This is a genomic window from Empedobacter stercoris (assembly GCF_020281205.1).
Lineage (GTDB): Bacteria > Bacteroidota > Bacteroidia > Flavobacteriales > Weeksellaceae > Empedobacter > Empedobacter stercoris.
Genome location: NZ_JACXZC010000001.1, coordinates 1 through 14,087, shown reverse-complemented (window position 1 = coordinate 14,087; position 14,087 = coordinate 1). Strand labels below are relative to the sequence as shown.

The window sequence follows — 14,087 nt, the reverse complement described above, 5'->3', positions numbered from 1 at the left end:
CTTATCTATTAATCCTCATTTCGAACTGCAATACGCATTTTTGCACTACGCGCTCTCGGATTTTCATTTATTTCTTCTTGTGTTGGAACAATTACTTTGGATTGCAATGGTTTAAATGGCGCTGACCAATTTCCATACATATCACGTTCTGGTTCTCCTTCGAACATTCCATTTTTCATGTATCGTTTTGTTAAACGATCTTCTAAGGAATGATAAGAAATAATAACCAAACGCCCTCCTGGCTTAATAACTTCCCCACATTGTGTCAACATATCTTTTAACGCAGCCATTTCATCATTCACTTCGATTCGTAAAGCTTGAAACATTTGAGCAAAAAATTTATTTTCTTTCATTTTAGGAATAAACGAAAATACTTGCTTCAACTCTTCAATCGTTTCGATTTGCTTATCCGCTCTTGCTTTGACAACTTCTCTCGCTAAACGATATGAACCTTGCAATTCTCCAAAATCATAAAAAATACGCGCCAATTCTTCTTCTTCGTATTCATTAATAATTGTTTTTGCAGAAAGCGCTGCATTTTGATTCATTCGCATATCCAACTCTCCATCAAAGCGAGTTGAAAAACCACGTTCTGGTGTATCAAATTGATGAGAAGAAACCCCTAAATCACCTAAAACACCATCTACTTGTTTTACTCCACGAAATCTTAAATTATTTTTTAAGAATCGAAAGTTTTGTTCAACTAACTCAAATCGAACATCATCAATTTTATTACGAATTGCATCAACATCTTGATCAAACGAAAACAATTTTCCGTTTTGATCCAAACGATTTAATATTTCACGCGAATGTCCTCCACCCCCGAACGTACAATCTACATACATTCCCGACTCATTAATAATTAATGCATCGACACTATCTTTTAATAACACTGGATTATGATACTCACTCATCTTCACTTAAATTTCCCATTACTTCTTCTGCCAAAGTAGCAAAATCCAAATCATCAACATTGATTGACTCTTCGTATTTGTCTTTATCCCAAATTTCGATCATATTTACAGAAGAATTCAGCACTACTTCTTTATTAATTTCTGCAAATTTCACCAAATCTTTTGAGATTTGTAACCTTCCATTCGCATCAACTTCGACAATTTTTAATCCAGCCGTAAAAATTCGAATGAAATCATTATTTTTTTTCACAAATCGATTCAATTTGTTCAAATCATTCATCACTTTTTCCCATTCTTTCATCGGATGAAGCTCTAAACAATTTTGAAACACAGATCTCTTCAACACAAAGCCATCCTCCAGACAATCAGTAAGTTGTTTCTTCAAACCCGCTGGTATTGGGAGTCTACCCTTTGTATCTACCTTACACTCATATGTTCCAATTAATGAATTCATGATAGAATTTTTTCAAAAATAAAAAAAATATTACCACTTATTACCATTTTTTACCACTTTTATTGAAATAGTTATTAACAATTTGAAATTTAGTATCAAACAGTTAGAGTTTTTATCACGTAAAACCCTTATTTATTTTGAATTTCAACATTTATATAGACCTTGTTTTAGATCAGACAAAACACAGTTATTAAAGTTTTTTAGATAAAGCACTATTTAAAAAATATAATTAATTAAATTTGTCGACTTAATATCGAGTAAATGTTTTTTAGCTTAAAGAAAAAAGATAAGTTCTCTTACATAGAAGAAGGAGAAGGACAACCAATTGTTTTACTTCACGGTTTGATGGGTGAACTTAGCAATTTCAGCTCACTTACAAATTATTATGCGCAAAGAGGGTATAAAGTTTTCGCACCAGAATTACCTTTATATTCTTTATCTGTTCTTAATACAAACATCAAGAATATTGCAAAACATGTTGCAAATTTCATTGAAGAAGTCGTTAAAGAACCTGCTATTTTAGTAGGAAATTCTTTAGGAGGACATATTGGTTTGATGGTGTGTCATAGACATCCAGAATATGTAAAAGCTCTTTGTTTGACAGGAAGTTCTGGTTTGTATGAGAAATCATTTGGTGAAACCTATCCAAAACGTGGTAACTACGAATATGTAGAACGTAAAACACGCGAAGTTTTTTATGATCCAATGATTGCTACAAAGGAAATTGTTGATGATGTTTTTAACACTGTAAACGATAGAAATAAAGCAATCAAAACGTTGTACATTGCCAGAGATGCGATTAAATCTAACATGAAAGAAGACTTAAAAGACATCAAAATTCCTGTTTGTTTAATTTGGGGGAAACAAGACAATGTTACACCACCAGAAGTTGCGGTAGAATTTAACGAAGAATTGCCTGATGCTTCTCTTTATTGGATTGATAAGTGTGGACATGCTCCGATGATGGAACATCCTGAGATGTTTAACGAAATTTTATACAAATGGCTGATCGAAAAACAATTGGATCCAGCTACTAAAGCATAAATATGATTAAAAAAGCTGAATTCGTAAAAAGTTCGCAAAAATATACAGATTGTCCTCCTCCATTCAAGCCAGAATATGCTTTTATTGGACGATCTAACGTAGGTAAATCATCATTAATTAATATGTTGTCAGACAAAAAAGCATTAGCTAAAACATCTGCAACACCAGGAAAAACACAACTTATCAATACATTCGAAATGGATGACACTTGGTATTTAGCTGATTTACCTGGTTATGGTTTTGCAAAAGCACCAAAAGGTGTTCGTGGAGGATTTAATAAAATGATTTACGATTACATTGAGTTTCGTAAAAACTTAGTCAATGTTTTTTTATTAATTGACTCGCGTCATTCACCTCAAAAAATAGATTTACAGTTTATGGAATGGCTTGGAAACAAACAAATTCCTTTCGCTATAGTGTTTACAAAATTAGACAAACTAACCAGTACACAAATGCAAAAAAACTTAACTCATTATAAAAATGAATTGCTAAAAACTTGGGAAGAATTACCCAAAGTATTTACAAGTTCTTCTTCGAGTAAGATTGGTAAATTAGAAATTTTGGGATACATTGACAGCTTAAACGAGCATCTAATAGATGAATTCAAAAAAGAACAATATAAAAAAGAATATTAAAAAAGTCGGAACTGTGTTCCGACTTTTTGTATTTAATCTCCTAATTCATCAGATTTCGTTTTCAAATCTTGCAAGCAAGGTTTTACAAATTCCATCAATCGATCTTGTAACTCTTTGGATGGATTATTCATTTGCATCATTTCTGCATAGGTAAATTCTTCTAACATTTTATCTGTAGCACAACTACAATACTCTTTAACTAATTCTTTCTTTTTTGGAGACATTTCAGAAGTTATCGCTTCTGTTTCGCAAGCTAACAAAGCTTGATTTCTCATTCCATCATCATTTTTATCAGATTTAGAATCACAACTAATCATTGATAACCCTATGGTTAAACCTACAATAAATCTTTTCATAATTAAATAGCCTTTATACAAATTAAAGTCATTATTTCACAAAACAGTTAACCGCTTCATTGTATCCTGCTAATCCTTTTCCAGAAATAATTTTTTCACAATTTTCACCCGTCACACTATTTTTTCTAAAATCTTCACGTGTATAAATATCCGAAATATGTACTTCGATTACTTTTGTTTTAATTGCTTTTATTGCATCTGCAATTGCATAAGAATAATGGGTGTACGCACCCGCATTTAAAATAATTCCATCATAGACAAAGCCTACTTCATGCAATTTATCGATAATATCACCCTCGTGATTTGATTGATAATAATGCAATGAAACGTCAGGAAATTGTTTTTTCATTTCAATAAAAAAATCTTCAAATGTTTGTGTGCCGTAAATTTCTGGTTCACGTACACCAAGTAAATTTAAATTAGGCCCGTTTATAATTTGTATTTGTTTCATTATCTTTATTTTACAACTTATTAAGTTTTTATTTAATTTTCATTAACTCTTTGGCATAGTAATTGCAAAATATAGTGCAACCAACCTAATACTATAGATTGTAACCAATCTAAATCTTAAAAATCTCAGTTAATCATAATTAACTGAGATTTTTTTTAATAGCCATACTTTCCTTTCCACTTCTGATTAAGTGATTGTTTATCTATATATTCTCTCTTATTATTCCCTGGTTCGTAAAGTGTTGTTCCAGAAATTTCATCAGGTAAAAATTCTTGTTCAGCAAAATTACATGGAAAATCGTGCGAATATTTATATTCTTTTCCATAATCCAAGTCTTTCATCAACTTAGTTGGTGCATTTCTCAAATGTAAAGGCACAGGTAAATCGCCCGTTTGTTTTACAATTTGTTGCGCTTTACCAATTGCTAAATACGTTGCATTACTTTTAGGTGAATTAGCTAAATAGATTGCACATTGACTCAATAAAATACGAGATTCAGGGTAACCAATTACCGATACAGCCTGAAATGTGTTATTTGCTAAAATCAACGCAGTTGGATTTGCATTTCCTACATCTTCCGAAGCAGAAATCAACATTCTTCGTGCAATAAATTTTAAATCTTCTCCACCTTCTATCATTCTTGCTAACCAATAAACCGCTCCATTTGGATCAGAACCTCGAATGGATTTTATAAAAGCCGAAATAATATCATAATGTTGCTCACCTGTTTTATCGTAACGAGCCAGATTTTGCTGAATACGTTCGTGAACAATTTCATCGTTAATGATGATTTTCTCAGTTGAAGAAAAACTATTGATCACGAGTTCTAACCCATTCAATAATTTTCTTGCATCTCCTCCCGAATAACGTAACAACGCATTTGCTTCAATTAATTCTATATCTAATTGCGATAAAATACTATCTTTTTTTATCGCTCGTTCTATTAAATCAATTAAATCTTCCTTTTCAAGATGCTTCAAAACATAAACTTGCGCCCGAGAAAGCAAAGCTGGTACCACTTCGAAACTTGGGTTCTCTGTCGTAGCGCCAATCAATGTCACCAATCCCGTTTCTACAGCACCTAATAAACTATCTTGTTGCGATTTATTAAAACGATGAATTTCATCAATAAATAGAATTGGATTTTTTGTTCCTGAGAATAAATTTTGACTCTTCGCCTTTTCGATCACTTCGCGCACTTCTTTCACGCCAGAATTTATCGCACTTAATGTATAAAAAGGACGATCTGTTAATTCAGAAATTAATTGAGCAAGTGTTGTTTTTCCAGTTCCTGGAGGTCCCCAAAAAATCATCGAAGCAATCATATCATGTTGCAACATCATTTTAATCGGACCATTATTTCCTACCAAATGTTTCTGATTAATGTATTCCTCGAGCGTTTTGGGACGCATTCTTTCGGCTAAAGGCGTATTCATAAAATCCTATTTAGACTTCAAAGTTAACGAATGTTTTGCCAAATTGAATGATTTTTTAAGCGACATATTTTGGCTTTTGAATCTATTTTCTTTGTCATAGAATAAAAATTAAACATGATGAAGAAAGCGTTAGAATGTGCTTTGATTTTAACAAGAAAGCACCAACTTTTGGGTGATAAAATTGCTTTATCAACTGATTATTTAAAGAAAATTGAACTAAATGATAAGCAAACTGAAATCAACAAGCAAATGGTTGATTTTTTGATTGAATTGCAAGAGTTCGTAGAATTTATCAAAGTGAATCAAGAGCTTAAATTAATGTACACGGAGTTGGTAAATTACTATTTTAAGCAAATTCATCATCAAATTAATTTTTATGAGATCGAATTAGATCGATTAGAATTTGAATCTAAATTCTCTATCAATTTGATTAATCAAATTAAACGAAATGAAAAAAATGGTGAAATAAATTCGGTTCAAGAAAAACTAAATTCATGCTACAATATCATTAATTCGTAGAAAAAATATTTCGGCATAATTTTTTATTGTAAATTCGAATTAATATTTAGAATTTGAAATGAAAAAATTAACCATGTTTTTTAGCTTAATGATGCTATCGTTGAGCTTTGTATTTGGTCAACAAACAGAAAAGCCAAAAATTTATAATGAAGAAGCGAATCCTAAAGTAGATATTGCGAATGCTGTACAGAAGGCTTCTGCTGAAAAGAAACATATTTTGTTACAAGTTGGTGGAAATTGGTGTGCTTGGTGTATTATGTTTGATAAGTTGACAAAAGAAAATGAAGAAGTAAAAAATTATATCGCGAATAATTACGAAGTCGTTCATGTGAATTATTCGAAAAATAATAAAAATGAAGAAACATTAGCTGCTTTGAAACATCCAGAGCGTTTTGGTTTTCCTGTTTTTGTAATCTTAGATGAGAAAGGAAACTTGATTCATACGCAAAACTCTGCTTATTTAGAAAGCAAAGAAGCAAAAGGTCATGATCCGAAAGTGGTTTTAGAGTTTTTACAAAACTGGTCGTACAAAGCTTTAGATCCTGCAAGCTATATTAAAAAATAGTTTTTATAATACGATTATTGTTTTTAAGAATCAATCTGCAAAGTATAAATCTTTTGGATTGATTCTTTTTTATTTCTGTTATTGATTAACTTTGCGAGATGAACAATTTTTTGGTAAAACCATTTATTTTATTGGTTCGATTTTATCAATTAGCAATTTCTCCGTGGATGGGAAGTAATTGTAGGTATCAACCAACTTGCTCATCGTATATGATTGAAGCATTAAAAGAACATGGTTTATTGAAAGGTTTGTGGCTCGGAACTAAAAGAATTGGTCGTTGTCACCCTTGGGGAGGACATGGATATGACCCTGTACCTAAAAAGAAAAATTAATGCTTAACTTAATTTCGTTTATCGATTGGGATCCAACACCTTATTTATTTGAAGTAGGTGGATTCAAAGTACACATTTACAGCTTGTGCTGGATATTAGCCTTTGTTGTAGGTTGGTATTTGATGTCAAACATTTTCAAAAAAGAAAATCAGAAAAAAGAATTACTTGATCCTTTATTCTTATATACTTTTATCGGAGCAATTGCGGGAGCAAGATTGGGAGAATATTTATTTTATGATCCTTCTGCTTTTATAGAAAAACCTATCGAGGTCTTTTTACCTGTACAACACGCTCCAGGAGAAAGTGCTTTTTTTGGTTTATTACAAAATTACGAATTTGTAGGATTTAGCGGATTAGCAAGTCATGGTGCTGCATTGGGAGTAATATTAACTTCGTATTTATTTAGTCGAAAATATTTGCATCGTAATGTCTTATGGTTGTTAGATAGAATGGCAGTTGTTGTTCCATTTGGCGGAGCAGCTGTTCGAATTGGAAACTTTTATAATTCTGAAATCGTTGGAAAAGCATCCGATTTACCATGGGCAGTAAAGTTTCATCAACAAAGTTTAGGATATGGAGAAATTATTCCTCGTCATCCAGCTCAAATTTATGAAGCAATTGGCTATTTTATATTAGGCTTTATCATGCTTTATATGTATCATAAAACAGATAAAAGAAAATATCTTGGCGCTATGTTAGGTGTGTTCTTATTTTTATTATTTTTAGTCCGATTTGTTGTTGAGTTTTTCAAAGAAAACCAAGGCGAAGAAGCTGTTGCCGAAGCTATAAACATTGGGCTAAACAATGGCCAAATTTTAAGTATTCCATTTATGTTAATCGGTCTTTACTTATTCATCTCTTCTAAAAATAGATTAGATACCAATCAACCAAATTAAATATTATAAACTTTTGAAATAAATTTAAACTTATGGGATTTTTTAAAGAATTTAAAGAGTTTGCTGTAAAAGGTAACGTAGTAGATTTAGCTGTCGGTGTAGTGATCGGTGGTGCTTTTGGTAAAATTGTAACTTCTTTGGTAGAAGACATTATTACTCCAGCAATCTTAACTCCAACATTAGAAAAATTACAATTAAACAATTTAGCTGAATTAGTAATTCCGGGTACTGCAATTAAATACGGTATGTTCATATCAGCTTCAATATCGTTCATAATTGTTGCTTTCGCTTTATTTGTAATGATTAAAGGAATCAATAAATTAAAAAGAGAAGAAGCGCCTGCAGAAGAAGCGCCTGCTGGTCCAACACAAGAAGAATTATTGGCTGAAATTCGTGATTTGTTGAAAAACAAATCTTAATTTTGGCTTGATTTTATAAAAAAAGGTTCGCAAATGCGAACCTTTTTTTATGATCTATAACAACCTAAGAAGCTGCCTACATTTGCATTTCTTCTCCCATCTCTTCTGCTTCAGGACGTTGTCTATTTCTATCTTTTTCATTTGTGTTCTTGAAACGATAAGTAAACGATAAATTAATCGAACGTTTCATCCAACGCATACTTTGATAATTAATATAATCCGATCCGTATTGTGTCATTTCACGTTTTCTTGAATTAAAAACGTCACGTACATTTAAAGATAAAGTAGCTTGTTTATTAAATAAATCTTTTGATAAAGAAAAATCCATTGACAAGTTATCTTCAATTTTTTGTTGCGCGGTTTTCATACTTCCCATGTAATTTCCAGCAACTTGAATTTTGAAATCTGCTGGTAAAGTAAAGTTAGATGATAAGCGTCCTCGAGAACTAAATCCGTCACCAGAAAAATCTTGTGCGTCTACTTGAGTAGAAACAATTCCTGTTTCAGGATCTTTTATTTCATTCGTTTCTTCGTAATATCCTGTTCTTTTGTATCCAAATAAATTCACATTCAACATCAAATTCCACCATCTTGCAGGTTTATAAGTTGCTGTTAAATCTAATCCATAACGATCTTCTTCACCTACATTTATAGGCTTTGTAATGAATACATCTTCTCCGTTATCGTTGATATTTTTACGTTGAAACTGGTTAATCATATCTGTTGTTCTTTGGTAAAATAAACTTGGTGTAACCATTAATTTACCCACAGAAGCAATATAAGATAACTCTAAAGAGTTTGTATAGGTAGGATTAAGATCTGGATTTCCGTTTCTTACATTTCTATCGTCTGTAGCAGAGAAGAAAGGCATTAACATGAATCCCATTGGACGACGAACACGACGAGAATAACTTAATTGCATCTCGTTTTTATCCGTAAACTTATAGTTTAATGTTAACGTTGGAAATAAATCTGTGTATTTTTTAGAGATGTTTTCTCCTGTCGTATAATTCTTAATTTTCATATCAGAACTTTCCACGCGTAAACCTGCAAAATATTGGAACTTTTCTCCAATCGCATTTCCGTATTGTGTATAAGCGGCTAATACATTTTGTTGGTTATCTACATTTGCAAAAAACCTATCGTCTTCCACATAATTGCCATTATCTTCTAAGAAATAAGTTCTATTATTTGTTTTTGTATCACTAAAATCTGCACGAGCTCCCAATTCGAACTTCCCTTTTTCTCCAATTGGACGTACATAATCTGCTGTTATGACAACATTTTTCTGATCTTCTAAATTATCTGTAATACGATTTGAAAACTCATCAACATACGAATTTGTTGTATTGTCAAATCTTTTTGTTAACCCTTTAACCAAACCATCTTCATCTTCTTTTTGACTTGAGAATCGACCTGTGAAAACAAACTCGTGTCCTTTTTTATCAAACTCATGTTTGTAGTTTAAATCAAAATCAAAGTTATTCTCGATTTCTTTTTCATCTTGAAGATTATACTCATTTTTCAAGAAAGTCATCGCATTATCAAAATAATTATAATCAACCAATGCGTTATTATTTCCATTATTATAACGATAACCAGCCGATAAACCTACTGTGTTTTTATCATCTAAATAATATTCACCACCTAAACGAATATTATAATTTCTTCTAATTCTATTGTTATCACGATCCGTTGATCTGTATTGTTTTACGACATCAGTACCTTTATTAAAACTTGTCATAAAAGCCGAACCTTCTCCTTCTCGATCCGCATAACGAGATCCTAAAGTTGTGTAGATATTGTATTTTTTCGTTTTATAATTTAAGTTCACATTTCCTCCAATCATGGTTGGAATCCCTCCATTCAAAGTTACAGAACCATTAAAACCAGCATTCGATCCTTTTTTCAAGACAATATTAATAATCCCTGCCGAACCAGAAGCTTCATAACGCGCCGATGGATTTGTCACCAACTCGATACGTTCTACATTTTCTGCCGGAATATTCTTTAAAGCATCTGCTACACTCGAAACACCTAACATACCTGATGGTTTACCATCAATCAAAAATTTGACATTATCATTTCCACGAAGTGAAACGTTACCTTCGGCGTCAACTTGTACAGATGGCACATTCGCTAAAGCGTCTGACAACGATTGACCTTGTGACATCGGGTCGTTTGCCATGTCATAAACTTTCTTATCTAATTCTACTTTGTAGATTGGTTTTTCTGCCGTTACAACAGCGGCATCTAAAGAAACAGTTTGAGAACCTTTCACAGAAAAAGTTCCTAAATCTAAAGCTGATGTTAAGCTAAGTTGCTTTTCTATCACATCATACCCCATTGGTTCTATGACCAAAATATATTCTCCTGCTTGTGCTTCTACCACAAAATCACCTTTTGCATCTGTAGCACCTTCGGCTACAACCCCTTCTTCAGTACTTTCAAGCGATATTGTAGTGTACTCTACAGGTTTGTTGTCGCTCGACAAGACTTTACCTCTAATTTTTAAAAGTTCTTGTGCATTCAAACTTGCACAAACACAAATAAACATTAGAGCAAATAAATTTCTTAACCTCATTTGTTCAATTTTTCTTTTACGTAGTTCTAAATTTTACAACTTATTAGACAAACCTTTTTCAAAAAGGTTTAATTCATAATAAAAAATATTCAAAAAAATTTGTCGTAATTCAACTATTATTGTTACAATCTTTTATAAGTTATTGTATTATTCGATTAAAAATTTAACAAAACTTAGATTAAACCTTTTTTGTTATTTGATGTCTTAAGAGAAAATAAACAGTAAAAGTTGATAATTATGAGAACAGCATTTTATAAATATTTAGGTTTGGGATTAATTGCTTTCACTTTAACAACTGCATCAGCGCAAGATAGAAAAGAAGGTTCGAGAGAGCAAAAACTACAACAATTAAAAAAAGATTTGAATTTGACAGATGCACAAGTCATCAAAATAAAACAAATTGAAGACAGTTATGTTGATGAAAAACTTGAATTGAAAAAGAAAATGAGAGAAGTTCGTCAAAAAGAATTTAATGAAATCAATAATGTTTTTACGCCAGAACAGCGCGCCACATTAAAAGAGTTACACAACAAAAGACATCAAAATAGAAAAGGAGCTAATTAATAGCTCCTTTTCTATTGACCTATTGATTATTATTGGCGACAAATTACAGTTTATGCAATAAGGTATACGTCCTGTTTTATCCTCTATTTTTTTGAATGATAAAATAGTCTATTTCTTCGAACAAGTGTCGAAGAATATTGTTTAAAAAAAGCAAACCAACATTTGCCTTTTATGTTACTGTAAGTATTGGGTTGTAATAATTCCCCTAATCATTCAAAAAATTTAAATCTTCTGAATCTATAAAATTAGGAGGAGTTGTCCATATTGTATCTTTATTTAAATATTCTTCAGGAATAATTGTATTTTCAAACAGAAAAGATTCTGATATCTTATTCTTATTAAACATAACTATTTTTTTAATTCCTTTATCAAGCTTACCATTTGACTTCTTTTGTCCATGGTATTTAATTTTATTAAATCTATAAGAATAAATGTAGTATCTAGTCCGTGTTTCCACAACATATTTATCTATGTTAGCAATAGTATAATAAGCATTTTGATATGTATTTTTTTCTTTTTTTATATACCTATTATTAGAATATATAATAGTTAATATTAATAACAATATTGAGATTATAATAAGTATATTATTTTTTTTCATTTTCAAACTCTTTTTCAATAAATGTAGATTGTAAATTATTATGAAATGACTGTAAACCTTCATTAATTAGTGGTGATAATTTATCCCCAAAAACACTAGTACCTTCGCCTAATTTCCCTAAACCATTACCTAAATAACCTGTTCCAACCTTTAATAGACTTTCTGTTAAATTATTTTCTCTACCATTAAAAATATTCTGACCAACTTGTGAAGCTTCTGTAGCTATAGGACTAAAATTGCCTGGTACAATACTTCCTATAGCTGCATTTATAAAATTAACTTGATATTCACCTGTTAAAGTTTTAGAAATAGTAGCCTGCATAATAACATCTGCTCCATATTTAATTAAGACAATTGTACCGTATTTAACAGCTACTGGTAACATAATAATAGTAATAGTAGTACCTAAAATAGCATTATCAATACTTTTAGATAATTCTCCATTATGCATTTCTAAATACCATTTGGTTGCATTTGGATCATTAAATAAATTTGCATAACTTTTTAATGCTGAATTTTCTATTGAACTTATATCTTGGAAAGGAATATTAAATAATTCGCTAATTTCTCTTTTCGCTTTTGTTGTTGGAGATAGAGCAGTAACAACAGCTTCTTGAAGCTCAATAGGTTCATCTTCATCACCTGGTCCATCTACTTGCATGCCATCCGGATCAATAAAATAAACAGGGTTATTTAATGTATAATTGTATGGTGAATTATCCACATATCTAACCGCCAATGGATCGATGTTGAACCAACGTCCTATGGCTGGGTCGTAGTTTCGTGCGCCGTAGTCGTATAAATTAAGGTTTAATTCATCTTGCAGTTCAGCACTTCGTGCGGTATATTCGCTAAAAGTTTACTCAAAACTTTTTTCTCTATAATCGTTGTATTTGTATTCCTACATCCCTATACACTTCAAATTTCCAAGTCTACATCTCTTTTAATGAACGCCTCATTATCACTCAAATATAGTAAATTTCAATTGAAAAAAAAGTTTTTTTAAAGGATAAGCCAAGCCATTTTTCGGTTTTTATTTTGCCCTTCTTTTCTGCTGTCCTACTTTTTGATACAAAAAGACATTCACTCCGCGCTCCCCGTTCATTTACGCCAGCAAAAAATAAGGTAAGAAATTCCGTTCATTATAGGGCATTAAAAAACCTCCAATTAGGAGGTCTATATTTATCTATTAAGCATGAATAGGATTTACTTGTATTTGTCCTCCCACAGCTTTTAAAACTTTCATTATAGTTCCAAATTGAGGTTTTGATCCATCAGATAAAGCTTTATATAAACTTGGACGACTAAGACCTGTTTCTTCTGCTATTTTAGTCATTCCAATTGCTTTTGCAATGTTTCCAATAGCAGTGATGATTTCATTTTCATTACCATCTTCTAAGACTGCATTTAAGTATTCAGCAATCATTTCATTACTATCTAAATAATCGGCTATATCAAATTTTGATGTTTCCATGTTTCTTTATTTTTTTAATTTATCCCATATTTCTTTAGCTTTCTCAATATCTTTTTGTTGAGTAGATTTATCTCCTCCGATAAGCAGAATTACTATTTTACCATCCATTTCTTTGAAATACACTCTATATCCTTTAGCATAGTTGATCTATAATTCTCGAATTCCATTGCCAACAGGTTCACAATCTCCAAAGTGTTCTTCTTTTTCTAATTTTTGAATTCTAACTAAAATTTTAGCCTTTGCTCGTAAGTCTTTTAACTTACAAAACCATTTATCAAAATCAGTAGTTTTTTCAATAAAGTACATTTCTTTTTGTATTCACTTGGATACAAATTTAATGATTTTTAAGGATATAAAAAATTGTATTTTAAACAATATATCTACTAAACATAATCTTAAATTACAAATCATAAAAAAAACCTCCATTTGGAGGCTTTGTTTTTCTATTTTACATAAAAGGTGTTATAAAATTTTAGTAAGATTGATTTATTTGGATAAATAGTCTGGTAGTTCAACCCCAAAAATAAATGGTTAGGATAGCGGATAGAATATCCATATTTTTTGTGTAACAAATGGTTTTTCGGTTTAATCGTTTCAGATGAGTACGTAAACTAAGGTGATTTCTTTCGATATGATTGGTAGATCGAAACCTGGTTGAATGAAGTGCAGAAGGAATAACTAACCGATAAGTATTGAGTTTATCGGTATAAATCTTTGTTGGTTTTGTTTGAATGATAGGGTTAAGGAGTTTTTTGAAGATCTCTATTGTTCGATAACCGACATGAAAAGTATGAATTTTTCTAGTTTGAAGTGAAAAGGTATAGGTGATCCAAAGTGGCTTTA

At 31.1% G+C, this 14,087-nt stretch carries 19 protein-coding genes; 8 read left to right on the top strand and 11 right to left on the bottom strand.

Features of this window, described 5'->3' with window-relative positions; all coding sequences use genetic code 11:
• Positions 1–8: 8 nt before the first annotated feature.
• On the bottom strand, positions 9–914 hold the full coding sequence (rsmH, locus tag IF125_RS00095; RefSeq protein WP_225541098.1) for a 16S rRNA (cytosine(1402)-N(4))-methyltransferase RsmH: 906 nt from the start codon (positions 912–914) through the stop codon (positions 9–11).
• Complete coding sequence (gene mraZ, locus IF125_RS00090) at positions 907–1,368, bottom strand: division/cell wall cluster transcriptional repressor MraZ (RefSeq protein WP_225541096.1); 462 nt, start codon at positions 1,366–1,368, stop codon at positions 907–909. Before mraZ ends, rsmH begins: the two co-directional genes overlap by 8 nt.
• Before the next feature lie 261 nt (positions 1,369–1,629).
• Here mraZ and IF125_RS00085 point away from each other — a divergent pair, with 261 nt between their 5' ends.
• Positions 1,630–2,412, top strand: a complete 783-nt coding sequence (locus IF125_RS00085; protein WP_171621890.1) for an alpha/beta fold hydrolase — start codon at positions 1,630–1,632, stop codon at positions 2,410–2,412.
• 2 nt (positions 2,413–2,414) lie between these two features.
• Positions 2,415–3,047 (top strand): ribosome biogenesis GTP-binding protein YihA/YsxC, encoded by a 633-nt coding sequence (yihA, locus tag IF125_RS00080; RefSeq protein ID WP_225541095.1) that lies wholly within the window; start codon positions 2,415–2,417, stop codon positions 3,045–3,047.
• Positions 3,048–3,079: 32 nt separating this feature from the next.
• Here the strand turns inward: yihA and IF125_RS00075 are convergent, their stop codons facing one another.
• The 3 genes from IF125_RS00075 to IF125_RS00065 form a co-directional block, all read right to left on the bottom strand.
• Positions 3,080–3,403 carry a hypothetical protein gene (locus IF125_RS00075; protein WP_171621888.1) on the bottom strand — a complete coding sequence of 108 codons (324 nt, stop codon included), beginning with the start codon at positions 3,401–3,403 and terminating at the stop codon, positions 3,080–3,082.
• Positions 3,404–3,434: 31 nt separating this feature from the next.
• On the bottom strand, positions 3,435–3,854 hold the full coding sequence (locus tag IF125_RS00070) for a type II 3-dehydroquinate dehydratase (protein ID WP_225541094.1): 420 nt from the start codon (positions 3,852–3,854) through the stop codon (positions 3,435–3,437).
• Between the two features lie 155 nt (positions 3,855–4,009).
• Positions 4,010–5,290: a replication-associated recombination protein A gene (locus IF125_RS00065; RefSeq protein WP_225541093.1), complete on the bottom strand. Its 1,281-nt coding sequence runs from the start codon at positions 5,288–5,290 to the stop codon at positions 4,010–4,012.
• Between the two features lie 114 nt (positions 5,291–5,404).
• Here IF125_RS00065 and IF125_RS00060 point away from each other — a divergent pair, with 114 nt between their 5' ends.
• The 5 genes from IF125_RS00060 to mscL all read left to right on the top strand — a co-directional run bounded on the left by IF125_RS00060 (position 5,405) and on the right by mscL (position 8,021).
• The gene (locus IF125_RS00060; RefSeq protein WP_225539857.1) at positions 5,405–5,809 is read left to right on the top strand and encodes a hypothetical protein; all 405 of its coding nucleotides are present in this window, start codon (positions 5,405–5,407) and stop codon (positions 5,807–5,809) included.
• Between the two features lie 73 nt (positions 5,810–5,882).
• Positions 5,883–6,374 carry a thioredoxin family protein gene (locus IF125_RS00055; RefSeq protein WP_225541092.1) on the top strand — a complete coding sequence of 164 codons (492 nt, stop codon included), beginning with the start codon at positions 5,883–5,885 and terminating at the stop codon, positions 6,372–6,374.
• Between the two features lie 98 nt (positions 6,375–6,472).
• Positions 6,473–6,706 (top strand): membrane protein insertion efficiency factor YidD, encoded by a 234-nt coding sequence (gene yidD, locus IF125_RS00050; RefSeq protein WP_171621883.1) that lies wholly within the window; start codon positions 6,473–6,475, stop codon positions 6,704–6,706.
• Positions 6,706–7,602 (top strand): prolipoprotein diacylglyceryl transferase, encoded by an 897-nt coding sequence (gene lgt, locus IF125_RS00045; protein WP_225539856.1) that lies wholly within the window; start codon positions 6,706–6,708, stop codon positions 7,600–7,602. The genes yidD and lgt overlap by 1 nt, the downstream gene beginning before the upstream one ends.
• Positions 7,603–7,634: 32 nt before the next feature.
• Positions 7,635–8,021 (top strand): large-conductance mechanosensitive channel protein MscL, encoded by a 387-nt coding sequence (gene mscL, locus IF125_RS00040; RefSeq protein ID WP_171621881.1) that lies wholly within the window; start codon positions 7,635–7,637, stop codon positions 8,019–8,021.
• Positions 8,022–8,097: 76 nt separating this feature from the next.
• Here the strand turns inward: mscL and IF125_RS00035 are convergent, their stop codons facing one another.
• On the bottom strand, positions 8,098–10,605 hold the full coding sequence (locus IF125_RS00035; protein ID WP_225541091.1) for an outer membrane beta-barrel family protein: 2,508 nt from the start codon (positions 10,603–10,605) through the stop codon (positions 8,098–8,100).
• Between the two features lie 237 nt (positions 10,606–10,842).
• On the opposite strand from IF125_RS00035, the gene IF125_RS00030 reads away from it, so the two are divergent.
• A complete protein-coding gene (locus IF125_RS00030) occupies positions 10,843–11,169 on the top strand; it encodes a Spy/CpxP family protein refolding chaperone (RefSeq protein WP_188319199.1) in 327 nt (108 codons plus the stop codon).
• A 205-nt stretch (positions 11,170–11,374) separates the two neighbouring features.
• Here the strand turns inward: IF125_RS00030 and IF125_RS00025 are convergent, their stop codons facing one another.
• The 5 genes from IF125_RS00025 to IF125_RS00005 all read right to left on the bottom strand — a co-directional run.
• A complete protein-coding gene (locus tag IF125_RS00025) occupies positions 11,375–11,770 on the bottom strand; it encodes a hypothetical protein (RefSeq protein WP_225541090.1) in 396 nt (131 codons plus the stop codon).
• Positions 11,757–12,596, bottom strand: coding sequence for an RHS repeat-associated core domain-containing protein (locus tag IF125_RS00020; protein ID WP_225541224.1), 840 nt, complete (start codon positions 12,594–12,596; stop codon positions 11,757–11,759). The genes IF125_RS00025 and IF125_RS00020 overlap by 14 nt, the downstream gene beginning before the upstream one ends.
• Before the next feature lie 363 nt (positions 12,597–12,959).
• On the bottom strand, positions 12,960–13,244 hold the full coding sequence (locus IF125_RS00015) for an addiction module antidote protein (protein WP_225541089.1): 285 nt from the start codon (positions 13,242–13,244) through the stop codon (positions 12,960–12,962).
• Positions 13,245–13,391: 147 nt separating this feature from the next.
• Positions 13,392–13,550, bottom strand: a complete 159-nt coding sequence (locus tag IF125_RS00010; RefSeq protein ID WP_225539852.1) for a type II toxin-antitoxin system RelE/ParE family toxin — start codon at positions 13,548–13,550, stop codon at positions 13,392–13,394.
• A 205-nt stretch (positions 13,551–13,755) separates the two neighbouring features.
• Positions 13,756–14,087: IS1 family transposase (locus IF125_RS00005; RefSeq protein ID WP_225541088.1), on the bottom strand; the 332-nt coding region annotated here is incomplete at its 5' end.

What these genes read in the sequence shown, in the direction of transcription:
- rsmH (WP_225541098.1), bottom strand. Translation starts at nt 914, where the DNA reads ATGAGTGAGTATCATAATCCAGTGTTATTAAAAGATAGTGTCGATGCA.
- mraZ (WP_225541096.1), bottom strand. Translation starts at nt 1,368, where the DNA reads ATGAATTCATTAATTGGAACATATGAGTGTAAGGTAGATACAAAGGGT.
- IF125_RS00085 (WP_171621890.1), top strand. Translation starts at nt 1,630, where the DNA reads ATGTTTTTTAGCTTAAAGAAAAAAGATAAGTTCTCTTACATAGAAGAA.
- yihA (WP_225541095.1), top strand. Translation starts at nt 2,415, where the DNA reads ATGATTAAAAAAGCTGAATTCGTAAAAAGTTCGCAAAAATATACAGAT.
- IF125_RS00075 (WP_171621888.1), bottom strand. Translation starts at nt 3,403, where the DNA reads ATGAAAAGATTTATTGTAGGTTTAACCATAGGGTTATCAATGATTAGT.
- IF125_RS00070 (WP_225541094.1), bottom strand. Translation starts at nt 3,854, where the DNA reads ATGAAACAAATACAAATTATAAACGGGCCTAATTTAAATTTACTTGGT.
- IF125_RS00065 (WP_225541093.1), bottom strand. Translation starts at nt 5,290, where the DNA reads ATGAATACGCCTTTAGCCGAAAGAATGCGTCCCAAAACGCTCGAGGAA.
- IF125_RS00060 (WP_225539857.1), top strand. Translation starts at nt 5,405, where the DNA reads ATGATGAAGAAAGCGTTAGAATGTGCTTTGATTTTAACAAGAAAGCAC.
- IF125_RS00055 (WP_225541092.1), top strand. Translation starts at nt 5,883, where the DNA reads ATGTTTTTTAGCTTAATGATGCTATCGTTGAGCTTTGTATTTGGTCAA.
- yidD (WP_171621883.1), top strand. Translation starts at nt 6,473, where the DNA reads ATGAACAATTTTTTGGTAAAACCATTTATTTTATTGGTTCGATTTTAT.
- lgt (WP_225539856.1), top strand. Translation starts at nt 6,706, where the DNA reads ATGCTTAACTTAATTTCGTTTATCGATTGGGATCCAACACCTTATTTA.
- mscL (WP_171621881.1), top strand. Translation starts at nt 7,635, where the DNA reads ATGGGATTTTTTAAAGAATTTAAAGAGTTTGCTGTAAAAGGTAACGTA.
- IF125_RS00035 (WP_225541091.1), bottom strand. Translation starts at nt 10,605, where the DNA reads ATGAGGTTAAGAAATTTATTTGCTCTAATGTTTATTTGTGTTTGTGCA.
- IF125_RS00030 (WP_188319199.1), top strand. Translation starts at nt 10,843, where the DNA reads ATGAGAACAGCATTTTATAAATATTTAGGTTTGGGATTAATTGCTTTC.
- IF125_RS00025 (WP_225541090.1), bottom strand. Translation starts at nt 11,770, where the DNA reads ATGAAAAAAAATAATATACTTATTATAATCTCAATATTGTTATTAATA.
- IF125_RS00015 (WP_225541089.1), bottom strand. Translation starts at nt 13,244, where the DNA reads ATGGAAACATCAAAATTTGATATAGCCGATTATTTAGATAGTAATGAA.
- IF125_RS00010 (WP_225539852.1), bottom strand. Translation starts at nt 13,550, where the DNA reads ATGTACTTTATTGAAAAAACTACTGATTTTGATAAATGGTTTTGTAAG.